Raw genomic sequence first — 20,881 nt, 5'->3', positions numbered from 1 at the left:
CATGCCGGAACCATACAGAAGAAGGCGCAGGCGCCGCCGGGCTGTCCCGGCGGTGCCCCTGCTGCTGGGGACGGTGCTGGTGTGTCTGATTGCCGCCGTGCTGTGGGTCCTGCTGCGGGACCGGGGTCCCGAGGCGAAAGATATCCCTGTGCCGGATTATGTGGAGCAGGATTACCTGACAGTCAACGAGTGGTCCCGTCCCGGGACGCCGCTGGAGGAGATCAGCGGCGTGGTCATCCACTACGTGGGCAATCCCGGCACCACCGCCCGCGCCAACCGCAACTATTTCGAGTCCCTGTCCTCCGGGTTAGAAAACACCTATGCCAGCAGCCATTTCATTGTGGGCCTGGAGGGGGAGGTCATCCAGTGCATCCCCCTGACGGAAATCGCATATGCTTCCAACGGGCGCAACGGCGACACGGTTTCCATCGAGGTCTGCCACCCCGACGAGACGGGCGAATTCTCTCCCGTCACCTATGACCGGACGGTGGAGCTGACGGCCTGGCTGTGCGTGCAGTTCAAGCTGGACCCGGAAACCGACGTCATCCGCCACTACGACGTGACGGGGAAGGAGTGCCCCCGGTATTACGTGGAGCATCCAGAGGCCTGGGACACCTTCCTGGCGGATGTGGCGGCGGCTGTGAAAGAACAGGAGGAAGCCCATGGATAAGGTGCGCATTTCCGGCTATGGCCTGAAATACTGGGCCATGTGTTTCATGCTCTGCGACCATATTGCAGCCTTTGTGATCCGGCGCGGTGTTTATGGAGCCTTCCTATCCCCGGAGGGATATCTGAATTTTTCCGCCGCGCCGGCATGGCTGACCGCGGTCTCGCATATTTATGATGTGCTGGATGTTCTGGGACATGCCGCTTTTCCGCTGTTTGTCTTTCTGGTGCCCGAGGGCTTTCTACACACCCGCAGCCGGAAGCGGTATCTGCTGACGCTGCTGGCGGCGGCTCTGATCTCCGAGCCGGTCTATGACTGGGCGCACTACGGCGTCCTGTGGAGCTGGCAGCTCCAGAATGTGCTGTTCACCCTGACGGTCTCCTGCGGACTGCTGTGGTGCCTTTCGGAAATCGAGCGCCGGGGAAAGGCGCGGATCTTGTACATGATCGCCATGATCGCCGCGGCCGGGGGACTGGCGTTTCTGGTCCGGGGCGAATATGTGTTTCTGGGGACCACGGCGGCCGCGCTGTTCTATCTCCTGCGGGAGAAGGGCCCCTGGCGGCTGGCAGGACTGCTGCCCCTGATGGTGGCCTCGCCTTGGGTCCTGCTGGCGGCGCCGCTGCTCCTGCTGTACAGCGGCGAGCGGGGAACACACGGGTGGAAGTATTTTTTCTATGTTTTTTATCCGGCGCACTTCCTTGTGCTGGTGTGGATCGGAGACTTGCTGCAAAAAAAATTGTGATTTTTTGAGATCAGGTGAAACAAAACGCCTCCGAGAATCGTCTTATAAGCAAACGGACTTTTCAAAGCTGGGAAAGGAGCCTTCCGATGGAGAAGACTGTGCTGAATGAACCCCTGTTCCGCGTCTGGGTCGACACCCGCCGCCGCATCGTGTCCTTCCATGAGGAGGAGGGCTGCAAGCTGCTGGAATTCCGCAGCCGGGAGATGTTTTTGAACTGCGTGGATCAGTACACGGGGATGCAGTACCGGTATCAGTGAGAGGAGAGGGTCAGCCAAAGGGCTGGCCCTTTTGTTTCCCCTGGCCAGGGGAACGGGGAGAGGGGGGACATTTCTCTTTTGAAAAGAGAAGTGTCCCCCACGCCCCCCAAAGAGAAACCCGGGGGGATTAGCCGACGCCCAAAGGAAATGGCGTCGGCAGACCCCGCGTAAACATGCGGGGCCTCGATTCCCCCCCGGACCCCCTTGAAACGACACAAAGGGGAGGGGCTGCGGCCCCTCCCCTTTGGATTCCCCTTCCCGGGGGGAGGGAGCGGCAGCGGAAAGAGAAGCTGGTCTATTCGATGACCATCTCCGAAAGAAGTGCCGCACGATCAAATGCGGCGGAGCACCATCTCTGTTCCCAAGGGGTATAGCGCACCCGGTATGGGCCTGCAAGTCTGCACAGCACCGGCCACGACGCCCCCTCGTTTTGCGCAAAAAGGCGCCAGCGGCGCCGACTTTGCGCGAAAGCGCCTTTCTTTTGACCGGGCGCGGCCGTTTTCTTTGGGCAAGACCCAAAGAAAATGGGGGCGCATTCCCGCGCCGCAAAGCGGCGCCCCCCTCCCCGCCCCCGGAAAGGGGACAAATTGCTCAACTTTCCCGTTGACAAACGGCGAAAACGTGGTATGATAAACCAGTAATTGAACATTTTTGGCGTAGATAAGGACGAGTACCCCTCAGGTTCCCGCGAAGAGAGCCGCTGTTTTGGTGCAAGGCGGACGGGCGCGGGGGGCGAAAATCACCTTGGAGCCTCCTGCTGAAAGACGACGCGAGTAGGTAAGGACGTGTGACGAGCGTTATTCCGTCGGCCCGTGACGGCGGGTTGTGAGCGGTCGTGTCCGCAAGGCCACGGCAACCGAGAGTGGTACCGCAGAGTGTTTTTCCTAACGCTTTGTCTCTTGATGGAGACAAGGTGTTTTTATTTTTGCGAGGAGGTATGCTTATGGAGTGCCCTGGCTGCGGCGCACCTATGGAGCGCGGGTGGCTGATATGCGGTATGCCGTGCATCTGGACGCCCAACCAGTCCGGAGGCAAAGCACTTTTGAGCGGCGGTTTTTTGGAGGGCGCGGACGATGTCCGCCTGCCAAAGGATGAAACGGGCCGCCCGGCGGCATGGCGCTGCCGAAAATGCCGGAAACTGATCGTGGATTTTTAAGAAGCATGACACAGAAAACTGATTTTATAGGAGCGAGAGATATGGATTACAACAAGACCATCAATCTGCCGAAGACCGACTTCCCCATGCGGGCGGGCCTGCCCAAGCGGGAGCCGGAGATGCTGAAGCGCTGGAAGGACCAGGACGTGTACAACGAGCTGTTGAAGAAGAACGAGGGCAAGCCCCTGTTCAACCTGCACGACGGCCCTCCGTTCTCCAACGGCAGCCTCCACATGGGCCACGCCCTGAACAAGTCCATCAAGGACTTCATCACCCGGTCCTACGCCATGCGGGGCTACTACACCCCCTATATCCCCGGCTGGGATAACCACGGCATGCCCATCGAGTCCGCCATCATCAAGCAGAACAAGCTGAACCGCAAGGAGATGAGCGTGCCCGATTTCCGCTCCGCCTGCCGGGACTTCGCCCGCCACTACATGGAAGTCCAGAGCGAGGGCTTCCAGCGGATGGGCGTTCTGGCGGACTGGGAGCATCCCTACGCCACCATGGACCCCGGCTTTGAGGCCGAGGAGGTCAAGGTCTTCGGCGAGATGTACAAGAAGGGTTACATTTACAAGGGCCTGAAGCCTGTGTACTGGTGCCCCCACGACGAGACCGCCCTGGCCGAGGCCGAGATCGAGTACCAGGACGATCCCTGTACCACCGTGTATGTGAAGTTCCCCATGCACGATGACCTGGGCAAGCTGCCCGGTTTCGACCACAGCAAGCTGTTCTTCGTGATCTGGACCACCACCATCTGGACCCTGCCCGGCAACCTGGGTATCTCCCTGCATCCCGATGAGAGCTACGCCCTGGTCAAGAACAACGCCAACGGTGAGATCTATATCATGGCCGAGGCTCTGACCGACAAGGTCATGAAGGTGGGCGGCGTGGAGTCTTACGAGATCGTGGAGACCCATCCCGGCGCCTTCTTCGAGAACATGCTGGCCGACCATCCCTTCCTGCCCAAGACCAGCCGCCTGCTGCTGGCGGACTACGTCACCATGGACTCCGGTACCGGCTGCGTCCACACCGCCCCCGGCTTCGGCGCCGACGACTACCAGACCTGCAAGCGCTACGGCATGGACATGGTGGTGCCCGTGGACGATCAGGGCAAGCACACCGAATACGCCGGCAAGTACGCCGGGATGTCCACCGACGAATCCAACCCCGTTATTCTGGCGGATATGAAGGAGAGCGGCGCCCTGTTTGCCTCCGAGGATATTGTCCACAGCTATCCCCACTGCTGGCGCTGCAAGGGCCCCATTATCTTCCGCGCCACGCCCCAGTGGTTCTGCTCCGTGGACTCCTTCAAGGACGAGGCCTGCGCCGCCTGCGACGACGTGCGCTGGGTGCCCGGCTGGGGCATTGACCGCATGAAGTCCATGGTCCGGGAGCGCACCGACTGGTGCATCTCCCGTCAGCGCAAGTGGGGCCTGCCCATCCCTGTGGTCTACTGCAAGGACTGCGGCAAGCCCATCGTCACCGATGAGACCATCGCCGCCATCTCCGCCCTGTTTGAGAAGGAGGGCTCCAACGCCTGGTTCTCCAAGACCGCCGAGGAGATCCTGCCCGAGGGCTTCACCTGCCCCCACTGCGGCAAGAACGCCGGCTTTGAGAAGGAAGAGGACACCCTGGACGGCTGGTTCGACTCCGGCTCCACCCACTTCGCCGCCATGAAGCGGGACCAGGGCTTCTGGCCCGCCACCATGTATCTGGAGGGCCTGGACCAGTACCGCGGCTGGTTCCAGTCCGCACTGCTGACCGCCGTGGGCGCATTCGGCCAGGGGGCTCCCTTCAAGGAGTGCGTCACCCACGGCTGGACCGTGGACGGCGAGGGCAAGGCCATGCATAAGTCCCTGGGCAACGGCATGGACCCCGCCGAGATCTTCGACAAGTACGGCGCCGATCTGCTGCGCCTGTGGGCCGCTTCCGCCGACTACCACGCCGACATGCGCTGCTCTCACGAGATCTTCAAGCAGCTCTCCCAGAACTACCTGAAGTTCCGCAACACCGCCCGGTACTGCCTGGGCAACCTGGACGGCTTCGACCCCAACGCCCTGACTCCCGCCGCCCAGATGGAGGAGCTGGACCGCTGGGCCGTCACCCGCCTGAACGACCTGATCGTCAAGTGCTTCAAGGCCTATGACGACTATGAGTTCAACGCCGTCACCCACGCCGTCAACGACTTCTGCGTGGTGGAGATGTCCAACTTCTACCTGGACATCATTAAGGACCGGCTGTACTGCGACGAGACCGACGGCGCCAAGCGCCGCAGCGCCCAGACCGCCCTGTACCTGATCCTGGACACCATGACCAAGATCATGGCGCCCATCCTGGCCTTCACCTGCGACGAGATCTGGCAGGCCATGCCCCACCGCGGCGGCGACGACGGCCGCAACGTGGTGTTCAACGACATGAACCAGCCCTTCGCCGACTACGCTCTGGACGAAGCCGCTATGGCCAAGTGGGACAAGATCATCGCTGTCCGTGCCGCCGTCAACGGCGTGCTGGAGGCCGCCCGTGCCGAGAAGAAGATCGGCAAGGCCCTGGAGGCCCGGGTGGACCTGACCGTTCCCGCGGAGGATGCTTTCCTGGCGGAGATGGACAGTGAGCTGCTGGCTGACCTGCTGATCGTCTCTCAGGTGAACGTCACCGTGGGCGGCGAGCTGGCCGCCTCTGTGGAGAATGCCGCCGGCGCCAAGTGCCCCCGCTGCTGGAAGCACTCCACCCAGCCCGGCAAGGACGACCTGTGCCCCCGCTGCGCTGCCGTGGTGGCAACCCTGCCCGAATTCTGATAATCCCATACGCAACGGCCCGGAAGCGTTTGCTTTCGGGCCGTTTTGGTTGCATTTCCGGGGAAAAGCGTGTACACTGGTCAGTATCATTGCGAGCTTAAAGGAGAATCCTCATGTTATATGCGATCTTTGCCGTCCTGGGGGCGGCGCTGCTGGTGCTGGACCAGTGGGTCAAGCACTGGATCACCGTGAACCTCCCCCTGGGGGAGTCCATGCCCTTCCTCCCGGGTCTGGTGGAGCTGCGGACCGTCCACAATTACGGTGCCGCCTGGTCCAGCTTTTCCGGCCAGCGGTGGCTGCTGCTGGCTGTCACCGCCTGCATCGTCCTGGCGGTGCTGTACGCACTGGTGCGCCGCATCGTCCGCCATCCCCTGGGGCTGGCTGCCTGCTTCCTGATCCTCTCCGGCGGCATCGGCAACATCATTGACCGGGCCCGGCTGGGCTACGTGGTGGACATGTTCCAGTTCCAGTTCTGGGAGTCCTACCCCGTGTTCAATGTGGCGGACATGTGCATCGTCTGCGGCTGTATCCTGGGCGCCGTTTGGTACCTGTGGTTCTACGAAAAATACGACAAAAAGGATGCCGGGAATGGAACTTCTGACGCTCCAACCGAATAAAGAGGACGCCGGACAGCGGGTGGACGCCTGGCTGGCGGCCAACCTGGAGGACGTGACCCGCTCTGCCGCCCAGCGGCTGCTGGAGGAGGGCCGGGTGACCTGCGGCGGAAAGCCTCTGGCGAAAAATTACAAGCTGAACGGCGCTGAGACGCTGGAAGTTTCCCTGCCGGACCCGGAGCCGGTGGACGTGGTGCCCCAGGATATTCCGCTGGATGTGGTGTACGAGGATTCCGACGTGATCGTGGTGAACAAGCCCAAGGGATTGGTGGTCCACCCCGCCCCCGGCCACCCGGACGGGACCCTGGTCAACGCCCTGCTGCACCACTGCGGGGACAGCCTCTCCGGTATCGGCGGTGAGCTGCGGCCCGGCATCGTCCATCGCATCGACCGGGACACCTCCGGCCTGATCATCGCGGCGAAAAACGACTTCGCCCACCAGAAGCTGGCGGCACAGTTGCAGGACCACACCCTGGCCCGCATTTATCGCTGCATCGTCACGGGCAATCTGCGGGAGGACGCGGGGACTGTGAACGCCCCCATCGGGCGGCACCCCGTAGACCGGAAAAAGATGGCGGTGGTGGCCAACGGCCGCCCTGCTGTCACCCACTGGACCGTGCTGGAGCGGTTCCCCGGCTTCACCTATGTGGAGTGCCGCCTGGAGACCGGCCGGACACACCAAATTCGCGTCCACATGGCCCACATCGGCCATCCCATCCTGGGGGACACGGTTTACGGGAACAAAAAGCCTGTCCCGGGCCTGCAGGGGCAATGCCTCCACGCCGTGGGGCTGCGGTTCCACCATCCCCGCACCGGGGAGATGGTGGAGCTGTTCTGCGGCCTGCCGGAGGAATTTCAAACCCAACTGCAAAAATGCAGAGCAAGAGGAAAATGAGCTAAAAAATGAGAGGGTCACCCCTCTCATTTTTTATATTTATTTTCGAGAAACATTCAAAATGCACAAAAAGAAAACGATTACGTACCATAATTATGAGAAAAATAAACCTTGCGCTCCCGGAGCGCCGCTGGTAGAATAGGCCCCGATCTCAGGACGTGAACGCACGTCCGAAAAGGAGGAAACCAAGATGACAAAATCGATTCAGATTACCGATAACCGTCAGGTGGAGCGCATCAGCGATCTGGCCAGCAAGGCCCCTTACGAGGTCTGGCTCAGCGACGATACCGTGATGCTGGACGCCCGCTCCCTGCTGGGTCTGTTTGCCCTGGTGGGCAAACGGGTGAACGTGGTGGCCGAGGACAACGTGAATCCCCGGTCCTTCGAGCGCCTGGTGAACAAAATGGTCTGATCCCGCTAACAGAACGCCCCCGATGCGTAGGCATCGGGGGCGTTAACATTTGCGGGACAGCTCACAGCACCATGACCAGCGTCCCCGCCAGCAGCAGAAGGGAGCCAACGGCAGACTTCACGGTGAATTTCTCGTGAAGGAACAGGAAGGCCAGGGCCAGGGTGATAACCACGCTGAGCTTGTCGATAGGGACCACCTTGGACACCTCACCGATCTGGATGGCCTTGTAATAGCACAGCCAGGAGGCGCCGGTGGCCAGGCCCGACAAAATCAGGAACAGCCAGCTCTTCTGGCTGATGGAGGAGATGCCGCCCTGGGCGTTGGTCAGGAACACCATGCCCCAGGACATGAGGAGAACGACGCCGGTGCGGATGGCGGTGGCCAGGTTGGAATTGACGCCCTCAATACCTACCTTGGCCAGGATGGAGGTCAGCGCCGCGAACACGGCAGAAAGTAATGCCAGAATAAACCACATAACAAAACGCCCCTTTATTTCATGCTGTTCCTATGATACTCCAATGGAGAAAAAAGGCAATACCGGAACTGGAAAAAGTCGAAGAAAGGCGATTTCCAGTTGTTTTCCCGCGGCCTTCGTGATATGATACATTAGTTAAAGTATCTCATTCTGGAGGAACGACATTGGAACGCAAAAACGTACTGGTTCCCGAAGCGGACCTTGTCCGTCAGCGGGAGTTTGAAAAGAAGATATATGACATGTTCGCTGCCCGGGAGGCCCACCCCGTGGCCTGCGTGGATACCTTCGGCTGCCAGCAGAACGTGGCCGACGGCCAGAAGCTCATGGGCATGCTGGAGACCTGCGGCTTTACCCTGACGGACAAGCCTGCCGAGGCGGACCTGGTGATCCTGAACACCTGTGCCGTCCGGGAGCACGCCGAGGACCGGGTCTTCGGCAACCTGGGCGCCCTGACCCACGCCAAAAAGGAAAACCCGGAAATGGTCATCGCCCTCTGCGGCTGCATGGCCCAGGAGACCCGAGTCTCCGAACGCATCAAAAAATCCTATCCCCTGGTGAACCTGGTCTTCGGCCCCCATGCCCTGTGGAAGTTCCCGGAGCTTTTGTGGCAGGTCTATGAGAGCCGCAAGCGGGTCTTTTCCGTGGACGACGAGCACGGCACCATCGCCGAGGGCATCCCCGTGGTGCGGGAGAAGGGCGTCAAGGCCTGGGTCTCCATCATGTACGGCTGCAACAACTTCTGCTCCTACTGCATCGTGCCCTACGTCCGGGGCCGGGAGCGGAGCCGGGACCCCCAGTGTGTGCTGCAGGAGGTCCGGGAGCTGGTGGAGGCCGGGTACAAGGACATCACCCTGCTGGGCCAAAACGTCAACTCCTACGGCAACGACCTGGACCTTGATTACGACTTCGCGGACCTGCTGGCTGAGATCGACCAGATCCCCGGCGAGTACCGCATCCGCTTCATGTCCAGCCATCCCAAGGACGCAACCAGGAAGCTGTTTGACACCATGGCGGCAAGCCAGCATGTGGCCCGCCAGCTGCACCTGCCCTTCCAGTCCGGCAACGACCGGGTGCTGAAAGAGATGAACCGGCGGTACACCCGGCAGCAGTACCTGGACCTGGTGAACTACGCCAAATCCGTCATGCCCGGGCTGGTATTGACCAGCGACGTCATCATCGGCTTCCCTGGCGAGACGGAGGCCGAGGCCATGGATACCGTGTCCCTGGTGGAGGAAGTGGGCTTTGACGCCTTGTTTACGTTTATTTACTCTCCCCGTCCCGGCACGAAGGCGGCGGAGATGCCGGACCCCGCCACCCGCCAGGAGAAGCAGAAGTGGTTCGACAAGCTGCTGGAGGTCCAGAACGCCAAGTCCGCCGCCCTCCACGCGGCCTATATCGGCCAGACGGTCCGGGTGCTGGTGGACGGCGAGAGCGACGACCCGATGTACCCCCTGGCATCCCGCACCGACGGCAACCGGCTGGTGCGGCTCAAGGGCGGCAAGAGCTTGATCGGGCAGTTCGTGGATGTGAAGATCACGGACAGCAATACCTGGGCGCTGTACGGGGAGATGGTCTGAGAATGGCGCCGTCTGCGGACGGCGCGGGGACGTGCGGCTCCGCCGCGGGGCCAGCCCCCCATTTTCTCTTCTTGCGAAGAAGAGAAAAACGGGCCGCTGGGCGGTCCAAAAGAGAAGAACTGGAGTCGTCGTGATCGTTGCGGTGCAGACTTGCATGCCCGTGCCGGCTGCGCCTGACATGGGCAGAACCATGATAGAATACCGCCGCAAGCGGACACTTCCGGCTTTCTTTCGGGGTGGCAGACGCATGGAATATGCTTCTCTTTTCGCTGCTGCTCCCCTTACCTCACGGTAGTGCGCAGCGAAGCGGAACGTGCGGGGCCAGAAGTGTGCCAAATCCGACGACCACCCACGAAAGAAGCACCTAAGCCCCCAAATGCGGGGAAGCACTTTCCCGGTTTTCCAAGGGTGCGGCGCACTCGGTACAAGCCTTCAAATCATTACCGCACCGACCACGACAATCTTCGCGTTTGCGGTCAACTTGACACAAGGGTGTCAAGTTGAGCCGCCAAAAGTGACTTTTTCTTCCACCGGGCGCGGCGCATTCTTTTTCGGCAAGACGAAAAAGAATGGGGGCGCCACCCCCGTAAGCGGCCGCTTACGATAAACAGAGATAACGAGGTGAACCCCATGGCGGAACTGACCCCCATGATGAAGCAATATCTGGAAATTAAGAAGGACAACCCGGACTCCATCCTGTTCTTCCGCCTGGGCGACTTCTACGAGATGTTCGCCGACGACGCCCGCACGGCGTCCAGGGAGCTGGACCTGACCCTGACCTCCCGGGACAAGGACCCCAATAAGGCCCCGGAGGACAAGGTCCCCATGTGCGGCATTCCCTACCACGCCAGCGAGTCCTACATCGCCCGGCTCATCGGCAAGGGCTATAAGGTGGCTATCTGCGAGCAGATGGAGGACCCCGCCACCGCCAAGGGCCTGGTAAAGCGGGACATTATCCGGGTGGTGACCCCCGGCACTGTCATCGACGCCGCGTGTCTTGACGACAAGTCCAGCAATTTCATCTGCGGCATCTATCTGGACTCCCGCTGCGCCGGCGTGGCCTTCTGTGATATCTCCACCGGCAAGGCCCACCTGACGGCCTTCACCGGCAAGGACCGGCTGGAGCACGTCATCAACGAGCTGGGCCGCTTTTCGCCCGCCGAGGCCATTTTGAACGACGGCGCTTACGCCGAACGGCCTCTGACGGATACCCTGCGGGACAAGTTCTCCTGCCGGGTGGAGAATGGCGGCGAGCGCCGCTTCCTGCTGAAAGAGGCGGAGCAGAACATCCGGAAGCAGTTTGGGGAGGACGCTCTGAAAAACCTGCCCGCCGGGAACCCGGCGGCGGCCATGGCCCTGGGCGGACTGCTGAATTACCTGTACGAGACACAAAAGACCGACCTGAGCCACATCAACGACCTGGATTACTACGAGCAGGGCCGGTTCATGGAGCTGGACCTGACGGCCCGGCGGAACCTGGAGCTGACGGAGACCCTGCGGGGCAAGGAGAAAAAAGGCAGCCTGCTGTGGGTGCTGGACAAGACTAGGACCCCCATGGGTGCCCGGTGTCTGCGCTCCTGGCTGGAGCGGCCGCTGCTGAGCGTCACCGCCATCTGCAAGCGGAATTCCGCCGTGGCAGCACTGGTGGAGGACACCATTGCCAGAGAAGAACTGACTGCCGCCATGACGGGCCTGGGGGACATGGAGCGGCTTATCGGCCGCATCGTCTACGGCACCGCCGGTGGCCGGGACATGGCCTCTCTGCGGGCGGCCATCGAAAAGCTGCCTGCGGTCAGGGAACAGGTGTCCCGGCTCTCAGACCGCCGCCTGTCGGAGCTGACTGCGGAACTGGATACCCTGGACGATATCGGCGCCCGCATCGCCGCCACCATCTGCGACGAGCCACCGTTTTCCGTCCGGGAGGGCGGCTTCATCAGGGACGGCTTTAACGAGGAAGTGGACCGCCTGCGGCACATCCTGAAAGGCGGCAAGGGCATCATCGCCGAGATGGAAGCCAAGGAAAAGGAGCGCACCGGCATCCGCACCCTGAAGATCGGCTACAACAAGGTCTTCGGCTATTACATCGAGGTCAGCAACTCCTTCAAGGAGCTGGTCCCTGATACATACATCCGCAAGCAGACACTGGTCAACGGTGAGCGGTTCATCACCCAGGAGCTGAAGGACCTGGAGCACCAGATCCTGACGGCTTCCGAGCGGGTGGTGGCACTGGAGTACGAGCTGTTCACGGCCCTGCGGGAGGAGGTCTCCGCCGCCGCCCAGCGCATCCAGAAGACCGCTGCTGCCGTGGCAGAGATCGACGCTCTGACCTCCTTCGCCGCCGTGGCGGTGCGGAACAACTACTGCCGCCCCGACGTGGACGAGTCCGGCGTCATTGAGATCAGGGAGGGCCGTCATCCCGTGGTGGAGAAGGTCCTGAAGGATACGCTGTTCGTCCCCAACGACACCTTCATGGGCGAAAAGGAGGAGCGGGTGGCCATTATCACCGGCCCCAACATGGCGGGCAAGTCCACCTATATGCGCCAGGTGGCGCTGATCGTCCTCATGGCCCAGATGGGCAGCTTCGTCCCGGCAAAATTTGCCCACATCGGTGTGGTGGATCGCATCTTCACCCGCATCGGCGCCAGCGACGACCTGTCTGCCGGCCAGTCCACCTTCATGGTAGAGATGACGGAGGTCTCCGACATTTTGCATCACGCCACGAAGAACTCTCTGCTGATCCTGGACGAGATCGGCCGGGGTACCAGCACCTTTGACGGCATGTCCATCGCCCGGGCGGTGCTGGAATACTGCGCCGACAGGAAGACTCTGGGGGCCAAGACCCTGTTTGCCACCCACTACCATGAGCTGACGGAGCTGGAGAATACCCTGCCCGGCACCGTGAACTACTCCATTGCCGTGAAAGCCAGGGGGGAGGACATCATCTTCCTGCGGAAGATCGTTCCCGGCGGGGCGGACCGCAGCTACGGCATCGAGGTGGCCAAGCTGGCGGGGCTGCCGGACAAGGTGGTCCAGCGGGCCAAGGCCGTCCTGAAAGAACTGGAGGCGGAGAACGGCGTGCAGTACGTGGCTGCCCGGAAGGAGACGGACCAGGTGTCTCTGGACGCCATTGGGGAGGGCGAGGTGCTGGACGCCCTGCGGCGGTGTCAGCCGGATACGCTGACGCCCATCGAGGCGATGTCGCTTCTTTATGAGTTGAAGCAAAAGCTCAAGTGAGAATTGCGCCGTCTGCGGACGGCGGGGAGACATGCGGCTCCGCCGCGGGGCCAGCCCCCCATTTTCTCTTCTTGCGAAGAAGAGAAAACGGGCCGCTGGGCGGTCCAAAAGAGAAGAACCGGAGTCGCCGTGATCATTGCGGTGTACATTTGCGGGCCTGTACCGGGTGCGCTTGTGTCTTGGGGAACAGAGATGGTGCTTCCCCGCATTTGGCAATGTGAATCATCTTTCGAAATCATAACGAGAGCGGCAGCGGAAAGAGAAGCAGTTCCATGCGTTGACCACCCCGAAAGCAAGACGGAAGCCTCGACATGCGGCGGTATGCTACCCCGGTTTTACCCATGTCGGACGCACCCGGAAGAAGACTACCAATCTCAGTTGGCACCGACTACAACAACTCTCGCGTTTGCGGTCAAATCGACACGAATGTGCCGATTTGAGCCGCCCCAAGCGCCTTTCTTTTGGACCGTGAACGGCCCGTTTTCTTTGGGCGCAACCCAAAGAAAATGGGGGGTTCATCCCCTATGCCGGGGTCCCGGCATATCTGAGGAGGTTTCTATGGCAAAACGCAAATCCACATCCTATATGTCCCCCGGAGAGCAGATCGCCGGTGTGATCTTTTTCGTCATCTACCTGGTGGTCCTGCCCTTTGCCACGGACCCGCTGTTCCGGGTGCTGGAGAAGCTGCTGGCGGTGAACATTTCAGGCACTGTGCAGAACATGATCTATTACTACGTCCTGTTTGCCGTGACGGTCATTATTTTCCACAAGTTCCTGATGCGCACCTCCCGCCAGTTCGCGGATAACCTGGGCATCGCCTGCAAGTCGGTGCTGGTGGGCCTGGTGGGGCTGTACGGCCTCAATGAGCTGGTGTACCGCCTCAGCAACCTGGTCATCACCAACCGCACCAACCTGAACGACACCACCATCTCCGCCCAGATCCAGGACGCCCCCCGGGTGACACTGCTGATCGTCATTTTCCTGGCCCCCTTTGTGGAGGAGGTGCTCTTCCGGGGCCTGGTGTTCGGCAATCTGAAAAGCAAGAGCCGGGCGGTGGCGTACCTGCTGAGCTGCCTGCTGTTTGCCCTGCTGCATGTGTGGCAGTTCGCGGTGGTGAAGCAGGACATCACCTATTTCCTGCTGATGGTCCAGTATCTGGTGCCCGGACTGGTGCTGGCCTGGGCCTATGAGCACAGCGGGACCCTTTGGACATCCATTGCCATCCACGCGGCGGCCAACGCCCTCAGCGCGTGGGCTATGCTGTAAGAGGAGGAATCGTTATGTCCGGTGAACTGACTGTCAAACGCAGCGGCGGCTGGCGGAAGGCGGCGGCCCTGACCATTACAGCGGCGGTGATCCTGCTGATCATGCTGCCCATGGCGCGGATGCTGTCCACCCAGCTGCAGAGCGGCCTGATGACCCAGTTCGGCATCGCCATCCTGGTACCGGTGCTGATCTGGCTGCTGTATCCCCAGATGATGAAGCTGCTGCCCGGCGACAAGGGCAACAGCGAGACGCTGCGCTGGACCATCCGGGACGGCGTGCTGATCCTGGGAGAGACCGCCATTCCACAGAAGTCCATCAAGATGGTCTACTGCTGGGAAAAGGACGGCGACTGGACCGTCAACATTGAGACCACCGGCAAAAACCAGCTGCTGCGCTCCGTGGAAGGGGACGCCCGCTCTGTGCGGCAGCTGTATGCTCTGGTGGACGCCCTGGGCTTCCGGAGCCAGTGGCGGGAGATTTGATTTGAGAGAGAAAGAAGACCCGAGCCCATGAGCTTTCTGGATACGTTTTTTGAGATGCTGGTGATCCTTTTCGGTATCGGCGCGGGCTACCTGGCCCGCCGCCTGGGCTACCTGGGGGGAGAGACCGACCAGAAGATCTCCAAGATCCTTCTGAATATTACCGTTCCCTGCCTCATCATTGCCACGGTGTCCACAGGCGACAATCTGCCCGGCGTGGCGGAGATCCTGTCCGTGCTGAAAGTGGCTGTTGTATTTTATGGCATGGGGGCGCTGGCGGCTGCTGTGGTACCCCGGCTATTGGGCGGCACGGAGAAACAAAAGGGCGTGTGGCGCTATGTCCTGGTGTTTCCCAACGTGGCGTTTATCGGCTATCCGGTGATCGTGGCCATCTTTGGGCCGGAGGCGCTGTTTTATGCCGTCATTTTGGTGCTGCCCTTCAACCTGCTGTCCTATTCCCTTGGCCCCTTCATGCTGTCCGGCCGGGCCAAGTTCCGCTGGCAGCAACTGACCACCCCCTGCATCATTGCCTCTGTCGCCGCCCTGGTCATCGCCCTGGGCCACATTTCCCTTCCGGCCCTGGTGGGCGAGTGCACATCCTTTGTGGGCGATCTGACCACGCCCCTGTCCTTGCTGATCGTGGGGTCTTTGCTGGCGGGCCTGCCGGTGAAGCAGGTGTTCACCTCTCCCCGGATGTGGATGCTGACGGCGGTGCGGCTGCTGGTACTGCCCGCCCTGCTGCGGGTGGTCCTGGGCTGGATGCACGTGGAGCCGCCTGTTGTGGCGGGGATCGCCGTTATCCTCATGGCCATGCCCGCGGCGGTCAATGGGACACTGCTGAGCATGGAGTACAACGGCGATACGGAGTGCATGGCCCAGGCCACCTTTCTGACCACCCTGGTCTCCATCCTCACCATTCCGGTGGTGGCGGTGCTGTTCCTGTGAGTTTCGTTTTCTGGAGGGATATGAGATGCCCCATATTCAACAATTACCCGCTCATGTGGCGGATTTGATCGCTGCCGGTGAAGTTGTGGAACGGCCGGCCAGCGTGGTCAAGGAGCTGGTGGAGAACGCCATCGACGCCGGGGCCTCTGCCGTGGTGGTGGAGATCCGCCGGGGCGGCATGGGCCTGATCCGGGTCACGGACAACGGCTGCGGCATCGCCCCCGGTGAGCTGCCCACCGCCTTTCTGCGCCACGCCACCAGCAAGCTGCGCTCTGCCGGGGACCTGGGCAAGATCGGCACCCTGGGCTTCCGGGGCGAGGCCCTGGCGGCCATTTCCGCCGTCAGCCAGGTGGAGATTCTGACCCGGCAAAAGGGCAGCGGCAGCGGCGCCTCCCTGCGCCTGGAGGGCGGCGTGCCCGGCCAGGTGGAGGAGGCAGGCGCCCCGGAGGGCACCACTATCGCCGTCCGGGACCTGTTTTACAACACCCCGGCCCGGCTGAAATTCATGAAAAAGGACAGCGCCGAGACCGCCGCCGTGGCGGGCCTCATGCAGCATCTGGCCCTGTCCCATCCTGATATCTCCTTCAAATTCATCAAGGACGGCGCGGAAAGCCTCCACACCCCCGGCGACGGAAAGCCGGAGTCTGCCGTCTACGCGGCCCTGGGCCGGGATTTTGCAAAATCCCTGGTGCCGGTGGAGGGCCGGGGCGGTGAGGTGGCCGTCAGCGGCTTCGTGACCCAGCCCCTCATGGGCCGGGGCTCCCGGTCCATGCAGGTGTTCTTCGTCAACGGCCGCTTTATCAAGTCCCAGCTGCTGACGGCGGCCCTGGAGGAGGGCTACCGCAACCAGATCATGAAGGGGAAGTTCCCCGGCTGCGTCCTGTCCGTGACGCTTCCGGTGACGGAGGTGGATGTCAACGTCCACCCCGCCAAGACCCAGGTGAAGTTTGCCCGGGAGCGGGAGGTTTTTGACGCGGTGTACCACACCGTGCTGGACTGCCTGGACGCCCGGACCGTCCCGGCGGTGTCCAAGAGCGTCCAGCAGGCGGTGAATCCCCGGCAGGATTTCTTCCAGACTATGGACGCCAGGACTTACCGGGAGCAAGGGGCGAAAAGCACGGAAAAGCCTGTCCCCGCGGCAGCGTCCAAGCCTGCGGTGTCCATTCGGCCTGCGGTCCAGACACCTGCCCGTCCGGTGGCGGAGAAGTCTTACACCACCTCCTGGGACGGAGAGTGGAGCTCCACCGTTCAGGTGGCGGACAGCGTCCCGCCCCCGGTGCGGCCCGCGGCTTTCCGGCCCCTGGAAAAACCGGCGGGAGCTTTCGGAAAGCCTCCTGCCTCCGTGATGGAGGGACTTGCGGAAAAGACCGCCCCGGCGCCGGAGAAGAAGCCGGAACCCTTGGCGGAAGCACCTGTGAGACCGGAGCCGCCCAAACCGGAGCGGCCCTTTGTACCCGCCATCCCGGCGGAGCGGCAGACCGCCCTGGACCTGCCGGAGCAGCAGACCATGGAGGAGCCGAAGGAGGTCCCCTGGCGCATCGCTGGGGAGGTGCTGCACACCTATATCATCTGCGAGAGCGAGGACGGCTGCGTCTGGCTCATCGACAAGCACGCCGCCCACGAGCGCGTCAACTTTGACCGGCTGAAGGCCGGGCTGGAGCCACCCATGCGGCAGACCCTGCTGCGGCCCATCGCGGCGGAGCTGACGAAAGAGGACGGCGCCCTGCTGCTGGAAAATCTGCCTTTGCTGGAGCAGTTCGGCTTTGCCTGCGAGGACTTCGGCGACGGTGCCATCCTGGTGCGGGAGGTCCCGGCGGATCTCAACGCCGAGGACACGGTGCCCACGTTGGAGGAATTTGCGGAAAATCTCCGTGCCGGACGCAGCCTGGAGGAGAAGCGGGAGAACCTGCTGCACACCATGGCCTGCAAGGCCGCCATCAAGGGCGGCTGGACCAGCGATCCGGCGGAGCTGCGGGTGCTGGTGGAGAAGGTCCAGAGCGGGGAAGTGAAATACTGTCCCCATGGACGGCCCGTGGCAGTGAAGCTGACGAAATACGAGTTGGAAAAGATGTTTAAGCGGGCATAATATTTTTCAAGGGGGAGAGTCCCCCTCATCCGGCCCCTGCGGGGCCACCTTCCCCCCGGAGGGGGGAAAGGCAGAAAGGAGCGGTCAATTGAAAATTTTATTTGTAGACTGCTGCATCAGCCGACGGGGAGGAGATTCCCGCACCCGGGTCCTGGCAGACGCCTTTTTGGCCGCATTCCGGGAAAAGCACCAGGACGCGGAAGTGGAGACCGTCTCTCAGGAAACCCTGCTGGCCTTAAAGCCCTTTGACGCGGCCATGCTGGATGACCGGGACGCTCTGGCCTCCGTGGGAGCCTGGGATGCGCCGGTGTTTGATCTGGCCCGCCAGTTCCGGGCGGCGGATGGTATCGTGGTGGCGGCTCCCTTCTGGGACCTGAGCTACCCGGCGGCTCTGCGGACGTATATTGAGTATATCTCCGCCAATGGGCTTGCTTATCACTATGACGAACAGGGCTGTCACGGAGACTGCCGGGCGTCCCGCCTGGTGTATCTCACCAGCGGCGGCGATTTTGAGCATGAGGACAGCGTGGGCGTGGTCCACTGGCGGCAACTGGCCACCATGTTCGGTATCCCCCGGTTTGACTACGTGTTCGCGGGGGGCCTGGACATTGACCCCGCCGTGGCGCCGGAGCTGCTGGCGGGGGCCTGTGAGCTGGCCCGAAAGCTGGCGGCGGAATTCTGAGAGAACAGATTGGGAGAGGAGGGAGACCATGGCACCGAAGATCGTTTGCGTGGTAGGCCCCACGGCCTGCGGAAAAACCACATTGGGCGTTTTGCTGGCCCAGAAATTCAACGGGGAAGTGGTCTCCGCCGATTCCATGCAGATCTACCGGGGCATGACCATCGGCACCGCCGCCCCCACAGCGGCGGAGATGGACGGCGTTCCTCACCACATGATCGCCGTGGCGGACCCGTCAGAGCAGTGGTCCGTGGCCCGGTACGCCGAAGCGGCCATCCCCGTCATCGACGATATCCTGGCCCGGGGAAAGTTACCCATCCTGGTGGGCGGCACGGGACTGTGGCTGGAGGCCGTGGTCAGCGGCCGCACCTTTGCCGGGGGCCACGCCGGGGGAGCGGTCCGGGAGACCCTCCAGCGGCGGCTGGCGGCGGAGGGGATCGAACCCCTGCTGGCGGAGCTGCGGCAGGTGGACCCGGTGTCGGCGGAGCGTCTCCACCCGGCGGATGAAAAGCGCATCCTCCGGGCGTTGGAGGTGTATCTGGAGACCGGAAAGACCATCACCGCCCACAACCAGGAGACGCAGCGCATCCCGCCCCGGTACGACGCCGTGTGGATCGGCCTGCGGTTCGCGGACCGGGAGGACATGAAGGCCCTCATCGACCGGCGGGTGGACAAGATGGTGGAGGAGGGACTTCTGGCGGAGGTGGAGCGCCTGCTGCAAAGCGGCATCCCCCGAGAGGCCACCGCCCTTCAGGCCATCGGCTACAAGGAGTTTTTAGGGGTGGCGGACGGCACCGCCACCGTGGAGGAGGCCGTGGCGGAGGTAAAGCTCCGCTCCCGGCAGTACGCCAAGCGCCAGCTGACCTGGCTGCGGCGGAACGGGGACATCCATTGGATCGAGTGGGAAAAAGAACGGGATTTTGCGAAGGCCTTACAGGTTTCGACGGAAATTCTGACTGCCGCTGGGGTATCCTAGTCCCGGCGGACGAAAAAAGGAAAAATCGTCCGACCCACACAGAAAAAGGAGCGGACGATATGCAGACCAAAGCGAATTTACAGGATCTATTTCTTCTCAGAGCCAGACGGGACAGGGTGCCTGTCACCGTGTTCCTGATGAACGGCTTCCAGATGCGGGGCACCATCACCGGCTTCGACGCCTTCGTGGTCATTCTGGACAGCGAGGGCCGGCAGCAAGTGATCTACAAACATGCCATTTCCACCATTGCCCCCTTACGGAACGTGGACCTGACAGAAAACGATCCATAACCCCTGCGCTTTCCCTGACCGGGGGAGCGCGGCTACATAAGAGGCCAACATGAAAAACAACTCTCTCGGTACAAAATTATTGATGGCGGCGGTGACATTGGGCCTGGCCGCCTATTTCGGCTTCCAGGCGGTCCGCTATTTCAGCGATCCCCTGTCCACCATCCCGGCATACAACTACCGGGTGGAGGAGGCCGTCAGTGTCTCCGGCTACGTGGTGCGGCAGGAGCAGGTGTTACCGGATCAGACCGGCGGTGTGCTTCAGGTCCGCAGAGCGGAAGGAGAACGGGTCGCCGTGGGCGGCACCGTGGCGGCGGTCTACGCCGACCAGACCTCAGTGGACCGGCAGACGGAGATCGAGGCCCTGAACGCCCGCATCGGGCAGTTACAATACGCCCGGGAGGCGGAGGTCGGCGTGGAGGTAGCCCAGAAGCTGGACACCCAGATCCGCCGGAACATCCTGGATTACCGGGCCGCCCTGACGGCGGGCCACCTGGGCGACGCCCAGAAGCAGGGCGCCCAGCTGCGGGCCCAGGTACTGAAGCGGGATTACACCAACACGGACACCACGGACCTGACCCTCCAGATCCAGGAGCTGCAGGCCCAGGTGAAGGACCTGAAGGCCCAGATCGCGGGCGCCGTCCAGCGGGTCACCGCTCCGGTCTCCGGCCTGTATTCGGCGGTGGTGGACGGCTATGAGACCGTTTTGACGCCGGAGAGCATCCGGGAGCTGACGCCCTCGCAGCTGAACGGCATCAAAGTTGACAGCGCGGTTGCCTCCGGCGTGGGCAAGCTGGTGCTGGGGGACTCCTGGTACTACGTGGCTGCCATGCGGACGGAGGAGGCTCAGGCCCTGAAAGAGGCTGGGGAGCTGACGCTCCGCTTCGCCAAAGGCGTGGAGCGGGACCTGACGGTGACGGTGGCCCATGTGGGCGCTGAGGAGAACGGCCGGTGCGTGGTAGTATTCGAGGGAAAGACCTACTTGGCTGAGCTGACGCTGCTGCGGCAGCAGAGCGCCCAGATCATCTCCGACAGCGTGGAGGGCATCCGGGTGCCGGAGGAGGCGCTGCGGGTCGTGACCACCACCCAAACGGACGCGGACGGGAACACCACGGAGAGCAAGGACATCGGCGTCTACTGCGTGGTGGGCGTGGAGGCCCGGTTCAAGCCGGTGGAGATTTTGTACAGCGGGGAGAACTTCGTGCTGGTGCGGGCTGACCAGCCCTCCGACAAGGAGACTCTCCGCCTGCGGCCCGGTGATGAAGTGATCCTCTCTGCCAGAGATCTCTCCGACGGCAAGGTCGTGGCCGCGGATTGAGGGCGGAAATCAGAACGA

The 20,881-nt window shown here is 62.2% G+C and carries 19 protein-coding genes and 1 other annotated feature; of the genes, 18 read left to right on the top strand and 1 reads right to left on the bottom strand.

Going from position 1 to position 20,881, the window contains the following annotated elements:
- Position 1 precedes the first annotated feature (1 nt).
- The 8 genes from JQM66_RS03720 to JQM66_RS03690 all read left to right on the top strand — a co-directional run bounded on the left by JQM66_RS03720 (position 2) and on the right by JQM66_RS03690 (position 7,541).
- The gene (locus JQM66_RS03720; protein ID WP_235228467.1) at positions 2 to 670 is read left to right on the top strand and encodes a peptidoglycan recognition protein family protein; all 669 of its coding nucleotides are present in this window, start codon (positions 2 to 4) and stop codon (positions 668 to 670) included.
- A complete protein-coding gene (locus tag JQM66_RS03715) occupies positions 663 to 1,409 on the top strand; it encodes a TraX family protein (RefSeq protein WP_235228466.1) in 747 nt (248 codons plus the stop codon). Before JQM66_RS03720 ends, JQM66_RS03715 begins: the two co-directional genes overlap by 8 nt.
- 86 nt (positions 1,410 to 1,495) lie before the next feature.
- Positions 1,496 to 1,666, top strand: coding sequence for a hypothetical protein (locus tag JQM66_RS03710; protein WP_235228465.1), 171 nt, complete (start codon positions 1,496 to 1,498; stop codon positions 1,664 to 1,666).
- 648 nt (positions 1,667 to 2,314) lie between these two features.
- Positions 2,315 to 2,569, top strand: a binding site (T-box leader).
- A 34-nt stretch (positions 2,570 to 2,603) separates the two neighbouring features.
- Positions 2,604 to 2,822 (top strand): PF20097 family protein, encoded by a 219-nt coding sequence (locus JQM66_RS12770; RefSeq protein ID WP_407946000.1) that lies wholly within the window; start codon positions 2,604 to 2,606, stop codon positions 2,820 to 2,822.
- Positions 2,823 to 2,863: 41 nt separating this feature from the next.
- On the top strand, positions 2,864 to 5,620 hold the full coding sequence (gene ileS, locus JQM66_RS03705; RefSeq protein ID WP_235228464.1) for an isoleucine--tRNA ligase: 2,757 nt from the start codon (positions 2,864 to 2,866) through the stop codon (positions 5,618 to 5,620).
- Between the two features lie 113 nt (positions 5,621 to 5,733).
- The gene (gene lspA / locus JQM66_RS03700) at positions 5,734 to 6,237 is read left to right on the top strand and encodes a signal peptidase II (RefSeq protein WP_235228463.1); all 504 of its coding nucleotides are present in this window, start codon (positions 5,734 to 5,736) and stop codon (positions 6,235 to 6,237) included.
- Positions 6,209 to 7,129, top strand: a complete 921-nt coding sequence (locus tag JQM66_RS03695; protein ID WP_235228462.1) for an RluA family pseudouridine synthase — start codon at positions 6,209 to 6,211, stop codon at positions 7,127 to 7,129. The genes lspA and JQM66_RS03695 overlap by 29 nt, the downstream gene beginning before the upstream one ends.
- 190 nt (positions 7,130 to 7,319) lie before the next feature.
- On the top strand, positions 7,320 to 7,541 hold the full coding sequence (locus JQM66_RS03690) for a hypothetical protein (protein ID WP_235228461.1): 222 nt from the start codon (positions 7,320 to 7,322) through the stop codon (positions 7,539 to 7,541).
- A 61-nt stretch (positions 7,542 to 7,602) separates the two neighbouring features.
- Here JQM66_RS03690 and JQM66_RS03685 read toward each other — a convergent pair whose 3' ends face one another.
- A complete protein-coding gene (locus JQM66_RS03685; RefSeq protein ID WP_235228460.1) occupies positions 7,603 to 8,016 on the bottom strand; it encodes an EamA family transporter in 414 nt (137 codons plus the stop codon).
- Positions 8,017 to 8,180: 164 nt separating this feature from the next.
- On the opposite strand from JQM66_RS03685, the gene miaB reads away from it, so the two are divergent.
- The 10 genes from miaB to JQM66_RS03635 all read left to right on the top strand — a co-directional run bounded on the left by miaB (position 8,181) and on the right by JQM66_RS03635 (position 20,863).
- Positions 8,181 to 9,593, top strand: coding sequence for a tRNA (N6-isopentenyl adenosine(37)-C2)-methylthiotransferase MiaB (gene miaB / locus JQM66_RS03680; RefSeq protein WP_235228459.1), 1,413 nt, complete (start codon positions 8,181 to 8,183; stop codon positions 9,591 to 9,593).
- A gap of 630 nt (positions 9,594 to 10,223) precedes the next feature.
- Complete coding sequence (gene mutS / locus JQM66_RS03675) at positions 10,224 to 12,827, top strand: DNA mismatch repair protein MutS (RefSeq protein WP_235228458.1); 2,604 nt, start codon at positions 10,224 to 10,226, stop codon at positions 12,825 to 12,827.
- 558 nt (positions 12,828 to 13,385) lie between these two features.
- Entirely contained in the window at positions 13,386 to 14,093 is a 708-nt protein-coding gene (locus JQM66_RS03670; protein ID WP_235228457.1) for a CPBP family intramembrane glutamic endopeptidase, read from the top strand.
- 14 nt (positions 14,094 to 14,107) lie between these two features.
- Complete coding sequence (locus JQM66_RS03665; protein ID WP_235228456.1) at positions 14,108 to 14,575, top strand: hypothetical protein; 468 nt, start codon at positions 14,108 to 14,110, stop codon at positions 14,573 to 14,575.
- A 27-nt stretch (positions 14,576 to 14,602) separates the two neighbouring features.
- Positions 14,603 to 15,517 carry an AEC family transporter gene (locus JQM66_RS03660; protein ID WP_235228455.1) on the top strand — a complete coding sequence of 305 codons (915 nt, stop codon included), beginning with the start codon at positions 14,603 to 14,605 and terminating at the stop codon, positions 15,515 to 15,517.
- Positions 15,518 to 15,542: 25 nt separating this feature from the next.
- Positions 15,543 to 17,603, top strand: a complete 2,061-nt coding sequence (mutL, locus tag JQM66_RS03655) for a DNA mismatch repair endonuclease MutL (protein WP_235228454.1) — start codon at positions 15,543 to 15,545, stop codon at positions 17,601 to 17,603.
- Positions 17,604 to 17,691: 88 nt separating this feature from the next.
- Complete coding sequence (locus JQM66_RS03650; RefSeq protein ID WP_235228453.1) at positions 17,692 to 18,285, top strand: NAD(P)H-dependent oxidoreductase; 594 nt, start codon at positions 17,692 to 17,694, stop codon at positions 18,283 to 18,285.
- Positions 18,286 to 18,313: 28 nt separating this feature from the next.
- Positions 18,314 to 19,258, top strand: coding sequence for a tRNA (adenosine(37)-N6)-dimethylallyltransferase MiaA (gene miaA, locus JQM66_RS03645; protein ID WP_235228452.1), 945 nt, complete (start codon positions 18,314 to 18,316; stop codon positions 19,256 to 19,258).
- A 59-nt stretch (positions 19,259 to 19,317) separates the two neighbouring features.
- Positions 19,318 to 19,548: an RNA chaperone Hfq gene (gene hfq, locus JQM66_RS03640; protein WP_235228451.1), complete on the top strand. Its 231-nt coding sequence runs from the start codon at positions 19,318 to 19,320 to the stop codon at positions 19,546 to 19,548.
- 49 nt (positions 19,549 to 19,597) lie between these two features.
- Entirely contained in the window at positions 19,598 to 20,863 is a 1,266-nt protein-coding gene (locus JQM66_RS03635; protein WP_235228450.1) for an HlyD family efflux transporter periplasmic adaptor subunit, read from the top strand.
- Positions 20,864 to 20,881 lie beyond the last annotated feature (18 nt).

It is taken from the genome of Oscillibacter valericigenes, from assembly GCF_021531915.1.
Lineage (GTDB): Bacteria > Bacillota > Clostridia > Oscillospirales > Oscillospiraceae > Oscillibacter > Oscillibacter valericigenes_A.
The sequence above is the reverse complement of the archived record's forward strand: the minus strand, read 5'-3'. Positions and strand labels throughout refer to the sequence as shown.

Bases quoted from the DNA above. Each gene is read 5' to 3' on its own strand.
- mutL (WP_235228454.1), top strand. From the start codon at position 15,543: ATGCCCCATATTCAACAATTACCCGCTCATGTGGCGGATTTGATCGCT.
- JQM66_RS03710 (WP_235228465.1), top strand. From the start codon at position 1,496: ATGGAGAAGACTGTGCTGAATGAACCCCTGTTCCGCGTCTGGGTCGAC.
- JQM66_RS03695 (WP_235228462.1), top strand. From the start codon at position 6,209: ATGGAACTTCTGACGCTCCAACCGAATAAAGAGGACGCCGGACAGCGG.
- JQM66_RS03685 (WP_235228460.1), bottom strand. From the start codon at position 8,016: ATGTGGTTTATTCTGGCATTACTTTCTGCCGTGTTCGCGGCGCTGACC.
- mutS (WP_235228458.1), top strand. From the start codon at position 10,224: ATGGCGGAACTGACCCCCATGATGAAGCAATATCTGGAAATTAAGAAG.
- JQM66_RS03715 (WP_235228466.1), top strand. From the start codon at position 663: ATGGATAAGGTGCGCATTTCCGGCTATGGCCTGAAATACTGGGCCATG.
- lspA (WP_235228463.1), top strand. From the start codon at position 5,734: ATGTTATATGCGATCTTTGCCGTCCTGGGGGCGGCGCTGCTGGTGCTG.
- hfq (WP_235228451.1), top strand. From the start codon at position 19,318: ATGCAGACCAAAGCGAATTTACAGGATCTATTTCTTCTCAGAGCCAGA.
- JQM66_RS03690 (WP_235228461.1), top strand. From the start codon at position 7,320: ATGACAAAATCGATTCAGATTACCGATAACCGTCAGGTGGAGCGCATC.
- JQM66_RS12770 (WP_407946000.1), top strand. From the start codon at position 2,604: ATGCTTATGGAGTGCCCTGGCTGCGGCGCACCTATGGAGCGCGGGTGG.
- JQM66_RS03670 (WP_235228457.1), top strand. From the start codon at position 13,386: ATGGCAAAACGCAAATCCACATCCTATATGTCCCCCGGAGAGCAGATC.
- JQM66_RS03720 (WP_235228467.1), top strand. From the start codon at position 2: ATGCCGGAACCATACAGAAGAAGGCGCAGGCGCCGCCGGGCTGTCCCG.
- JQM66_RS03665 (WP_235228456.1), top strand. From the start codon at position 14,108: ATGTCCGGTGAACTGACTGTCAAACGCAGCGGCGGCTGGCGGAAGGCG.
- miaA (WP_235228452.1), top strand. From the start codon at position 18,314: ATGGCACCGAAGATCGTTTGCGTGGTAGGCCCCACGGCCTGCGGAAAA.
- ileS (WP_235228464.1), top strand. From the start codon at position 2,864: ATGGATTACAACAAGACCATCAATCTGCCGAAGACCGACTTCCCCATG.
- JQM66_RS03635 (WP_235228450.1), top strand. From the start codon at position 19,598: ATGAAAAACAACTCTCTCGGTACAAAATTATTGATGGCGGCGGTGACA.
- JQM66_RS03660 (WP_235228455.1), top strand. From the start codon at position 14,603: ATGAGCTTTCTGGATACGTTTTTTGAGATGCTGGTGATCCTTTTCGGT.